At 33.7% G+C, this 12,409-nt stretch carries 8 protein-coding genes; 4 read left to right on the top strand and 4 right to left on the bottom strand.

All coding sequences use genetic code 11. The features are described from left to right. Positions 1-40 precede the first annotated feature (40 nt). The 4 genes from B8T70_RS08330 (at position 41) to B8T70_RS08315 (ending at position 4,682) form a co-directional block, all read left to right on the top strand. Positions 41-895 (top strand): cyclopropane-fatty-acyl-phospholipid synthase family protein, encoded by an 855-nt coding sequence (locus B8T70_RS08330; RefSeq protein WP_052259326.1) that lies wholly within the window; start codon positions 41-43, stop codon positions 893-895. Between the two features lie 320 nt (positions 896-1,215). Next, positions 1,216-3,519 carry a type IA DNA topoisomerase gene (locus B8T70_RS08325; protein WP_086894567.1) on the top strand — a complete coding sequence of 768 codons (2,304 nt, stop codon included), beginning with the start codon at positions 1,216-1,218 and terminating at the stop codon, positions 3,517-3,519. 234 nt (positions 3,520-3,753) lie between these two features. Further along, entirely contained in the window at positions 3,754-4,230 is a 477-nt protein-coding gene (locus B8T70_RS08320; RefSeq protein WP_086894566.1) for a DUF6265 family protein, read from the top strand. 2 nt (positions 4,231-4,232) lie between these two features. Further along, positions 4,233-4,682, top strand: a complete 450-nt coding sequence (locus B8T70_RS08315; protein ID WP_086894565.1) for a DUF4844 domain-containing protein — start codon at positions 4,233-4,235, stop codon at positions 4,680-4,682. Between the two features lie 532 nt (positions 4,683-5,214). Here B8T70_RS08315 and B8T70_RS08310 read toward each other — a convergent pair. The 4 genes from B8T70_RS08310 to B8T70_RS08295 all read right to left on the bottom strand — a co-directional run bounded on the left by B8T70_RS08310 (position 5,215) and on the right by B8T70_RS08295 (position 12,046). After that, positions 5,215-6,375: an MFS transporter gene (locus B8T70_RS08310; RefSeq protein WP_086894564.1), complete on the bottom strand. Its 1,161-nt coding sequence runs from the start codon at positions 6,373-6,375 to the stop codon at positions 5,215-5,217. A gap of 173 nt (positions 6,376-6,548) precedes the next feature. Next, on the bottom strand, positions 6,549-7,145 hold the full coding sequence (locus B8T70_RS08305; RefSeq protein WP_039112160.1) for a murein L,D-transpeptidase catalytic domain-containing protein: 597 nt from the start codon (positions 7,143-7,145) through the stop codon (positions 6,549-6,551). A 290-nt stretch (positions 7,146-7,435) separates the two neighbouring features. Further along, entirely contained in the window at positions 7,436-8,860 is a 1,425-nt protein-coding gene (locus B8T70_RS08300; RefSeq protein ID WP_086894563.1) for a SusD/RagB family nutrient-binding outer membrane lipoprotein, read from the bottom strand. Between the two features lie 12 nt (positions 8,861-8,872). Further along, positions 8,873-12,046 (bottom strand): SusC/RagA family TonB-linked outer membrane protein, encoded by a 3,174-nt coding sequence (locus B8T70_RS08295; RefSeq protein WP_086894562.1) that lies wholly within the window; start codon positions 12,044-12,046, stop codon positions 8,873-8,875. Positions 12,047-12,409 lie beyond the last annotated feature (363 nt).

The raw sequence follows: 12,409 nt of genomic DNA, 5'->3' as shown, positions 1-12,409 counted from the left end.
TTCAGTTCAATTTATTCAGTAATTAATACCCCACTAAATAATGAAAACATTTACCAGTAAAGACATCGAAAATTATTACGACCAAACAGAAGTTCACTATAAATTGCATTGGGAACTAGAAAAATCAATGGGACTTCATTACGGCATATGGGACAAATCGACCAAAACACTTCATGAATCGATAATCAATACCAACTTTTTACTCATGAAATTTGGCGAAATCAAACCATCAGATTCCGTATTAGATTGTGGTTGTGGCATTGGCGGATCAGCCATATATCTTTCAAAAAAAGTAGGATGCCAAGTTACTGGTGTAACATTAAGCGCAAAACAAGTTGCTACGGCAAAAAAACTGGCAATAGAAAATTCTGTTGACCAACTAGTGTCTTTTTATCAGCTAAATTACCTTGAAACTGGTTTTGCAGATCAATCCTTTGATAAAATATGGGCAATGGAAAGTTTTGGCTCTTCTTTTGACAAACAACTTTTCTTTAAAGAAATGCAACGAATCTTAAAACCAGGCGGAAAAATCTTGTTTGCCGATACATTTAAACCGTATTCATATGATATCGACCAAGAAATTGATATGCAAATAATGCTTAATGGCTGGGCAATTTCGGATATATTATCTCTCGAAGAATTAACCAAACTTGCACAGGATCATAACTTTGAAACTCCTCAAATAAACGACGTAACAAAAGATGTTAAAAAATCTGTCGAAAGACTATATTCGCTATCATTGGCTGGTATGGTAGCATCCAAAATATATAATTTATTCAAAAAAGTAAGTCAATTTTCAAAGGTGCATTATAAGACTGGTATTGCCCAAAAGAAAGCCTATGAAAATGGTAAATGGGGATACTACCTCGTAATGGCAGAAAAGAAAAATGCTTAATATTTTTTTGTGCAATAAATGCTTTTCGAAGTCCGACGCCTATTTACAAATTGTTACGCATAAAATGGAACGCGGATTAAACAGATTCGCTTTCACGAAAACGCGGATAAAAACGGATTTAATGATGTTTAGATAAAAATCCGTAATTAATCCATGTCTTCACAGAGTAAATCTGCTCTAATCTTTTAACAATCTGCATGAAACAAAAAAATTGCGCCTCTACGATATTTAAAAAGAACCTTTGTGCCTTTGTTCCTAAGAACCTTTGCCCCTTTCTTATAAAAAATCGTTAATTTTGCCCTCAAATAAGAAGGAGAAAAATGAAGGTATGTATTGCTGAAAAACCAAGTGTAGCACGCGAAATCGCATCCGTTTTAGGAGCCAATACCAAACACGATGGGTATTATGAAGGCAACGGATATGCCGTAACTTACACTTTTGGGCATTTATGTACCTTAAAAGAACCTAACGATTACAAACCACACTGGAAAAGCTGGGATTTGAACAACCTGCCTATGCTTCCCGAGAAATTTGAAACCAAAGTGGTGGAAAATTCAGGAATCCAGAAACAATTTAAGATTGTAAAAAGTTTATTTGACAAAGCCAAAGTAGTTATAAACTGCGGGGATGCTGGACAAGAAGGAGAACTCATTCAGCGTTGGGTGATGAATGAAGCCAACTATAAAGGCGAAGTACAACGCTTATGGATATCGTCCTTAACAACCGAAGCCATAAAAGAAGGTTTTGAAAACTTAAAACCATCTGCCAACTACGATAATTTATTTTACGCCGGATTTTCCAGAGCTATTGGCGACTGGTTATTGGGTATGAATGCCACTCGTTTGTACACCGTAAAACATGGTGGGTACAAACAAGTATTGTCTATTGGTCGGGTACAAACGCCAACACTGGCAATGGTTGTAGATCGCTGGAAAGAAATCGAGAATTTTAAACCTCAACCCTATTGGGAACTACAAACTTTATATAGAGAAACACTTTTTAGCTATGAAGAAGGGCGTTTCTTAAAAAAAGAAGATGGGGAACTCTTAGCCAATAAAGTCAAAGAAAGTGAGTTTGAAATTGTTTCGGTTGAAAAAAAGAACGGAAACGAATTTGCGCCTAAACTATTTGACTTAACAGGTTTACAAGTATATTGCAATACCAAATTTGGATTCTCGGCAGATGAAACGCTTAAGATTGTGCAAACTTTGTACGAACAAAAAGTAGTTACGTATCCCAGAGTTGATACTACATTTTTACCAAATGATATCTATCCAAAAGTACCTGGTATTCTGCAAAATTTAAGCAATTATGCTGCATTGACCCAACCACTTTTAGAAAAAAAGATTAAAAAATCGCCTAAGGTTTTCAACGATAAAAAAGTAACGGATCACCACGCTATTATCCCAACTGGCGTACAATCTAATTTGCAATACAATCAGCAGCAAGTCTATGATATTATTACAAGACGATTTATTGCCGTATTTTATGATGATTGTTTGGTAGCCAATACAACAGTAATAGGAAAAGCAGCCGAAGTGCACTTTAAAACCACAGGGAAAGAAATCTTAAAAAAAGGATTCCGTGTTGTTTTTGAAGATCCTAACGCAAAAGAAAAGGAAGCCGACTTATTACCCAGTTTTGTTGTGGGAGAAAAAGGACCGCATGAACCTTCGTTTTTAGAAAAAGAAACCAAACCACCCAATCAGTTTACTGAGGCAACATTATTACGTGCCATGGAAACCGCAGGAAAACAGGTTGATGATGAAGATTTACGCGAATTAATGAAAGAAAACGGTATCGGACGTCCATCTACCCGAGCTAATATTATCGAAACGCTGTTTAAACGTCAATACATTGTTCGAAACAAAAAACAGGTTTTACCAACACCAACAGGAATTCAGCTTATTGATACGATTCAGAATGAATTAATAAAATCGGCTGAACTTACCGGTTCTTGGGAGAAGCAGTTGAAAGATATTGAAAAAGGAACTTTTACCGCTGGTGCTTTTATTATCAATATGAAACGCATGGTTGAAGCCTTGGTATATGAAGTACGAAGCGAAACCAGACACGCCAATATTTCGCATGCACAAAGTATTCAAAAACAAGTAGCGACAGTCGAGAAAAAGAAAGCTGCAGGAATCTTAGCAGAAACCTGCCCTAAATGCCAAAAAGCAACGCTTATAAAAGGGAAATCTGCTTACGGTTGTGGTAATTATAAAGCGGGCTGCGATTTTGTATTGCCTTATACTTTTGCTGACAAGAAAATATCCGAGAACCAATATTTAAGATTAGTCCAAAAAGGATCAACTGTAAATATAAAAGGCTTTAAAACCGATGCTGGTACAGTAGAAGGTTTAATTCGTTTTGAAGAAAATTACAAACTAAAACTAGAACCTAAGAAAGCAACACCAAAAGCAGCTTCAGCAGCTACACCTGACTCATTAATATGCCCTAAATGTAAAAAAGGAACAATTATGAAAGGGAAAACCGCTTATGGTTGTGGCGATTATAAATTAGGTTGTGATTTTAAAGTAACTTTTGATGTAGTTAGAGAAAAACTAAAAGATCAAAAACCTACAAAAGAGTTAGTTTACGCTATTTTACAAGAAAACGTTTAGTTTTTCCGCCACGATTTTTTTCACGCAGATTCTACAGATTTAAGCAGATACTCACAGATTTATATAATTTTAAATCAAAATTAAATTTGCCTTAATCTGCAAAATCTGCGTGAAACAATAATTCTTTTTAATCCTTTAAATCTGTGACAAGTTTCAAAATAAATTAGTGAAATTTGTGGCTAACTTTTTTTTCATACTTTAGTACTTCCAAATAACATCAAACATAAATACATAATGACTCAAAAAATTACTTTCATACTACTTTTATTGGCTGTTGTTTCTTGTAAAAATGCTGAAACTCCAGAAAAAGATAAAATAAAAACTGCCGATTGGCTTATCGGAAAATGGGAAAACGTTTCTCCTCAAGGAACCTTAACTGAAACATGGAGCAAAGTAAACGATAGTACTTTTCAAGGAAGTTCATATTTTATAAAAGGAAAAGATACCATTCATTTTGAATCGATTAAACTACAACAAAAAGGCGAAGACTTAACTTATAACGCTACTGTAAAAGGACAAAATAATGATCAAGCAGTTGCATTTGAATTAACTACTTCGACCGAGAAAGAATTGGTTTTCGAAAATCCAAAACACGATTATCCACAAAAAATTAGCTATACTAAAGACGCAAACAATACTTTAACAGCAGAAATTTCAGGGAAACTACAAGGAAAATTAGCTTCGGAGAAGTTTGTAATGGTTAAGAAGTAGTAATGAAGAAAGAAATAAGAAATATCTTTTTAGTATTTGTAACTCTTATATTTTCATCCTGTGGACAAAGTCAAATTAAAACGCCCACTGACGCAATGAGTAAGTTTGAAAAATTTAAAAACAAAGAAAAGTTTATAGAAGATATGACAATTTTTTATCCAGGAATAGGCGATGAAAAATTGAAACCTATTTTAACTGACAAAATTAATTTGGCAACAGATGATTTTAAACAAATTGCAGAATCAAAAAATGTAACTGATGAGGATTATCAAAATGCCATAAAAAAAGGTCTTCAAAGATTCTCTGAAATTTATCTTGAAATTGACACTGAAAATCGAGAAAGAATATGCCATTATTTTGAAGAACTTATGGATATTGTTGGTCTTGAAAGTTCTAATGGTCAATTAAATGACTTCATGTATAATTTTGATATAACCAAATATAAAGAATAAGCATAACCTGAAAATTCAACATTGATAAATACATTTTGAATGTTTCCAACTGACTCCGAATTCTCATTTTTGTATTTAAGCTATATTGTTGTGTTTCTTTATTTTAGTTTAGGATTCTTCTTAACCAAAAAGAAAAGCTTCAAGATAAATTTAATAGTCTTTTCAGCCTATACCCTTTTCATGATTTGTATTTTTTCGGATCAAGAAAATTTTAAATATGGAGGTTCCTTATCTGTCTTATTTTATGGTTTAGCATTTCTAATACTACACTTAATTATATACGGAATCATCGAACTTGTTAAAGCGCTAAAGAAATGATTTAAGATTTTTGACTAACGATTTTTGATTTCAGATGTGTGCCCCTCTTAAAATAGATGTTTTTTTTATTTATTCACACGAAATCTGAAATCGTTAGTTAGCATTCAAAGATATTGTAGTTTAATAGCTTAGATTCTTTGTACCTCTGATGCTTCAAAAAAACCTTTCTCACTTAGAACCTCAGAGCCTTTGTCTCTTTGTCCCTTAAAAAAACCTACTCTTCCTCCCCTATCTTATTCACCATAAAAATCATAAGTCCGCCTAGACAAGCCATAATCAAGAAGGCCCATTTCATGTTTAGAAATTCGGATATAAAACCAACCATTGGTGGCACTATTAAAAAACCAAGATATCCAATAGTCGAAATAGAGGTTAATGCTGAGCCATTACTCAAGGTTTTTGATTGTCCGGCAATACTAAAAACCAACGGAACAACACAAGAAACTCCAATCCCAATTAAGAGATAGCCAAATATTGTTGGGTAAATAAAAGGGAATAAAAAGCAAATTAAAAATCCTATTGTGATAAAAATTCCGCTGTAAAACAAGATGCGTTTTACACCTAGTTTTTGTACCGCATAATCTCCAAAAAAACGACCTAAAGTAACAGCTGTCATAAAAAACACAAATGCTGCCGTAATAAGTTTTGACGAAGCGTGTAATACATTCTGGAAATATATTCCGCTCCAGTCATACATCGTATTTTCGCATGCCATCGAAACAAAACAGATTAAAGCAAACTTTATCAAATTTTTATCTGGCATCGAAAAGAATTTCTTTTTATCTGGAATTGGTTCTGTATGAATACTCATTGGGTAAAAACAGGCTGTAATCGCCATCATAGCAACACTTATTCCTAGTAAATGATACGATGGTGCTATATTTTGTGCCACCATAACATATCCTAAACCTGCTCCAGCAAATCCTGCCAAACTCCACACAGCATGAAATCGTGTCATAATCGATTTTGGATACAGTTTCTGAACCTCAAGAGCTTGTGCATTCATAGATAAATTGAGAATATTTCGCGAAGCTCCAAATATCAATAGGATAATTACCAACTGCCAAACAAAAGCACTAAAACCTGGTAATGCCAAAACAATATTAAACAAAACTGCCCCAAGAAGCATACAATACCTACTACTGTATTTATTTAATAACTTTCCTGTAAATGGCATTGTAAACATTAAGCCTATCGGAAATGCAAATAAAACAGCTCCAAACTCTGCTTCGCTCAAACCTAATTGTGCTTTTATATTTGGGATACGAGACGCCCAAGATGAATATCCGAATCCTGATACAAAGAAAAATACGGTATTGGCTAGTCTAAATCCTTTTGGGGAATTTTGTAATTTCTTAAAATAAGATACAATCATCTTGCAAATTTCAATTTATAAAAGCTGCAAAATTAAGCTTTATTAAGTGTTATCCCATTGCTTACTGAAAGTAAAAGAAGTAACTACCTTATAAATAAAAATATAATGCGGAATTTTTAATCCAGTTGATTTCTAATAAATTAAGACTTATTGTAACTGTATCAGTATTTTGTTTAATAATAAATATCTAAAACAATACTCGATTTAGAACTGTCTATTATTTTTTCTATTCTCTTAAAAAACACTTCATTTACCATAGGGCATCCTTGGCTGTGACTAATGTAATAATCTTGCTCTTCATAAGGAACAGCAGAATAGGAATGTAATACTATAGCTCTTTTATAGGCATTATTATTGCTTTCCTCTAAACCAAATAATTTATAAGATTTTCCAAACATTCCTTTGTAGTCCTTACCTATTATATATTTTCCTAAAGAAGTAGATTTAGAATTTGGCATGTTACTAAATTTTAAATCTCCATTAATCCCTGTTTCTGACCCTGATCCATGAGCTACTAATCCTTTATCTATGATTTTATTATTCTCTAAATCATACACAAAAAAGCGGTTCATGCCTGATTTAATCTTCATATCGATAAAAAAGGCAACCTTAGGATTAAATTTAGGATTTCCATCTATCATGCATTTAAGATCACTTAACTGACTATTAAATCTTTCGACTTCAGTACCAGATGTAGTCGTTAAATTGTTATTATTGGAGGTAGAAAAAAATCCGATATTAAGAAATAAAATTAAATAAAGTATTTTCATAAAAGCAAATTTTAAATGCATTTAAAGATAGTCGTTTAACAAAATAGAATCACTGCTCTAATCTACTCTGCAAAAATAATAAATTATAGAATACACAATATGTTAAAATTTATTAAATAAACAGTTAGTTAGCAAAATATCAAGTAGTTACTGAGGCGTTTTTTAATTTAATCTTATATCATTGGGAAATAAGGCTTCAATGTGTCGCATTTATTAGACATAAAAAAAGCTAAATCCTTCGATTTAGCTTTTTATGTTTTTAAAGTTGAATATCTCTTTCGGAATTCTGTTTACTTCACATCAAACCATAGTTTTGTAGTAAGCAAGTCTTTTCCTTGAGCAATTACTGCGGCTTTATAACTATTTCCGTTTAACGACTGTTCTGTACCTGGATAAAAAAAGCGCGAAGGTATCTGTCCGTCCAAAACTGTAGCTGGACCAGCTGTTAAAACTGGATAGTCAAGTCTCCTCCACTCTACAAAAGCATCAAGACCCTGCCCATAAAATGCAATCCATTTTTGAGTACCTATCGATTTTGCATAATTTGTTGCATCATATTTAACCGTTGACTGGTTAAGATAATTGGAAATTATTGTTGCATCGGTAATACCAAATTGATTGAACGATGCCGTAATTGCATTTTTATAAAATTGCTCTGCATTTCCAGGAATATAGCCACGTGCTACAGCTTCAGCAAGATTAAATAATACTTCGGAGTAAGAAACAATTACTGCTGGTGATGCCGAGGTTAAGAAATACGTACCTGGTTTTGACGTTTTAGCAAAACCCTGACTATTAGCATCACTGTTAGATAATCCATTGGCACCTCCCACATATTTGCCTACGCTTGCATCTGATGGTAGTTGAGCATAAACAGGCAAACGAGGATCTGATAATGCATTTAACTTATCAACTAATGTCTTTGAAATACGATAATCATCTCTAGTTTCGAACCAAGCCGAAGCTGGATTTTGCTGAGGCGAACTCGTGTAAGTAAACTTAAAGATTTCACTATTGTTGCTAATTAATCCCGCTGCATCAGTTGTTGCCTCAATCGCAGTTTGTTTAGCTAAAGCAGGTTCTTTATCAGAAATTCTTAACGCAATACGCAAACGAAGCGAATTTACCAGTTTTTTCCATTTAGTAATATCACCTTTATAAGCCAAATCACCAATTACAGTTCCATTTGTTGGATTTAGCAAGGACTGAGCTTGTTTTAAATCTTCTAGTAATCCTGTATATACTTCCTTTTGAGTATTATATGCAGGTGTTACTTTTAGACCAGCTTCTTTATAAGGAATGCTTCCATAAGCATCTGTCAACAATAAAAACGTCCATGAACGCAGTGTTAGTGCAATCCCTTTATAATTTGAATTTGCTTGTTGGTTTGGGAAATTCAGAATCGTATTTAAATCTGTAATTAAGGTTGCGTATCCCGTATCCCATAAAGAAGTGAAAGAAGTATTAGATACATCATATCTGTCTGGTTCTGTATACTGGATTTTAGCCCAATGCTGAACAAATAATAAAGACGAGTCAAAATTATTTATTGACCCCCAATATAAATCAGCACCTTGTTTTAATGATCCTGTTAATAAGTAAGGCGCCAATGGAGTTTCTGTTGCATTTGGATTTTTATTAATTTCGTCCAAGCTGTCACTGCATGAAAACAGGGAAAATGCAAATAGTGTTATATATGATAGTTTTTTTAGCATGATTTCGTGTTTTTAAAATTTAAGATTAACATTAAGGCTAAAACTTCTGGTAGTTGGTAAGGCTAAACTCTCCAATCCTTGTCCGTTTCCTGTATTAAAAGCCGATTCTGGATCGATATTGGGCACGTCTTTGTAGATAAAAAACAGATTACGCCCTGTTGCAGTAATACTAGCTCCTTGTAATCCAAACTTCTTAATTAAATTTTTGTTGACATTGTAAGTAAGTCTTACTTCTCTTAATTTTACAAAAGTTGAACTATAAACATAAGCTTCGCTGATATTATATGATGCTTTGTAATACTCTTGTGCACTAATTACCTGAGTATTGGGAGTTCCATCTGCATATACACCGTTAAAGATAACTCCATCATCATATACAGTTGCTCCATTTGGTGCTGCACCTGTTAATAAGGTTTTGTTATTACCTGCATAGTAGTAATTTAATCCACCATTTGCAGCATCACGACCAGGGAGAGTTTGAGCTAGCACACCAGTATAATTACCAGTTCTGTTAGTTCCCGAAAAAAGCTCCCCACCTACACTAGCATCAACAAGGAATGAAAATTCAAGATTCTTGTAAGTTAATGTATTTGTAATACCACCTAAATAATCAGGAGTATAATGTCCTAATACTTTCTTTTGCGGATCAGCTTTTGGTAATCCATTAGCCCCTACTACAATATTTCCGTTTGCGTCACGCTGATAAGCTGTACCGTAAAGTGCGCCATAGGCTTGCCCTACCGATGCTAATACATCAACACCTCCAGAAGAACCAATTGTGTAGTTTTGAATGTTTCCTTCATAGTCAAGAACATCTACCTTGCTTATATTCTTTGAATAATTTACGCCTACATTCCACTTAAAATCTTTAGTTTGAATAGGATTTCCATCCAATTGAATTTCTATACCATGATTGTTTATTTTACCTGCATTAATTAATTGCGAATTATAACCGCTTGCAGTAGTTGTTTTTATCTCCAGAATCTGGTCAAAACTATTGGTGTTATAATAAGCAACATCAAGATGCAATCTGTTTTTCCAGAAAGAAGATTCAAGACCAATCTCTGTAGAGCGAGTTGTTTCTGGTTTTAAGTTCTCATTAAGTTTCTTTTGAGAAGAGGTTTGAATTGGATTTCCGTCGAATGCTGATTTGAAAGTGTAAACTGTAGCCAATTGATACGGATCTGCATCATTACCTACTTCAGACCAACCACCACGTAGTTTTAAGAAGTCGAGTGTATTGCTTTTTAGATTAAAAGCATCAGATACTACAAAACTACCATTAATAGAAGGATAGAAATAAGAACGGTTACTGCTTGGTAATGTCGATGACCAGTCATTACGCGCAGTTACGTTTAAGAAAGCATAATTTTTATAACCAAATTGTGCTGATGCATATACACTATATACTTTTAATTCTGAGAATGTGTTTGATGAAGTTAACGGATCTCGAGAGTTTGTCAATGTGTATAAATCAGGTACAGCCAGACGAGGTGCTTTTTGATAATTGTTAGCATCGCTGTGGTTACGGATATTAAATCCGGCAAGAGCATCTAAACTAAAATCCTGGCTTAGTTTTTTGGTATATTGCAAGATACCCTCAGTGTTTCTTTCGTTTACCGTATAAGCATCTTCTGCATACGAACCAAAAGGAGTTCCATTTGTGCCATATTTAATCTCGTATTTTCTGCGATCGTTATAATAGTCAACTCCAGTACGGAATTTAAAATTAAGCCCATCGGCAATTTTTGCATCTAAGTGAATATCTCCTATCAAGCGGTTACGCTGCTGGCTGGTAGTATTATAATAAGCATTCCAATACGGATTGCTATAATAGCTGTTGTTCCAGTTTACATCTCTATTATTTCTAAGCTCATTGATATCTACCTGACGTCCGAACCAAAGAAACTGTAGCATTACACCAGCAGCACGGTTACCAAATGGGCCACCTGGTAGTGCTGGAGCATCGGTAACAATATAGTTTGCCGTTACTCCTACTTTTATATTTTTAGATATTTGATAATTAGTATTAACCGTAAAGTTTGTTTTGTTTATTTCACTATTAGGCACAGTTCCTAATTGTTTTTGATTATTTACTCCTAATCGAAAATCGGATTTCTCATCAGATTTGGCTACCGAAATACTGTTATCATAAGTAAGACCAGTATTAAAAAAGTCTTTTACATTATCAGGATTAGCCACAAAAGGCACTGCTTCTCCATTTGAATAAAACTGAGGAATAAGACGACCATCTAGTTTAGGTCCCCAACTTTCATCAACACCATCATTAATTCCACCACCTTTACCATCTACATAACTAAATTTCCCATTGGATCCTTGTCCAAATGAATTCTGAAATTTAGGTAAAGTAGCAACTTGAGAGATAGTTATACCCGAACTGAAGCTTACGCCCAATCCTTTTTGTCCTTTTCCTGATTTTGTAGTTATAAGAACAACACCATGTGCAGCACGCGATCCGTAAAGAGCTGCGGCATTAGGCCCTTTTAGTACACTTAATGATTCAATATCTTGCGGATTTAAATCGGCAATAGCATTTTTAAAATCACGAGTAGCTCCACCAGCGTTTAACTGTGAGTTATCTACCGGAATTCCATCTACTACAAATAGAGGCTGGTTATTTCCAGATATAGAGGTTTCACCACGAATAATGATACGTGAAGATCCCATGTCTCCTTGCGAATTTGTAATACGTACTCCTGCTAATTTACCAGTAAGACTATTCAGGAAATTGGTTTCTTTTGTTTCTGCCAACTCCTTACCTTTAAGTGATTGAGTGGTATATCCTAAAGATTTCTTTTCCTTTGTAATACCCAGTGCAGTAACTACAACCTCTGATAATACATTCTGTTCTTCAGTTAGATTAATAGTTATTGAATTTCCATTAGCTACAATTTCCGTTTTTTTATATCCCATATAGCTTACCATTAGAGTATAAGGAAGTTTTTGTCCAGTCTGGAAATGAAATTGTCCTTCAGTATCTGTTATAACTCCGTGTGTAGTACCTTTAATATTTACCGAAGCACCAATAATAGGCTCCTTTGTAATAGCATCGATTACTTTTCCTTCTAGTTTGGATTGAATTAATGGCTTGGTTTCTTGTGCTCTAACCCCTATGGAAATCAACAAAATGCATAGCCATGCATATCTATTTAATTTTTTTTTCATTACTTTGTTTTAGTTTAATAAATAAGGCGAGCCGAAAAGGGATTTAATCCATTCTCGCTTCCTTATAGAGATGTACAATTTCTTTAAGCTTCACCATTTCTGCTGCAACAGAAATGGTTTTTTTTTATCTGCATTGCATTCGTCTTTTCATTTTTATTTATTTTGGATTACTATTATTTGAATTGGTCTTTATAAGATTTCAACTCTAAAATTGAAAACCTATCTTTTTAAAAATTTGTGTGAATTAGAGATTGAAGAATTTTTATCAACGATATGTCATCTAGATCGACAAATGACTTACTCTTATTCAAAAAATGAAATACTTTATATTTATTTTAGTTTAAATTCTACTAATTTGATAGA

This window comes from Flavobacterium sp. AJR, from assembly GCF_002156885.1.
In the GTDB taxonomy this organism is placed as follows: Bacteria; Bacteroidota; Bacteroidia; order Flavobacteriales; family Flavobacteriaceae; genus Flavobacterium.
This window is presented reverse-complemented; position numbering and strand designations above follow the sequence as displayed.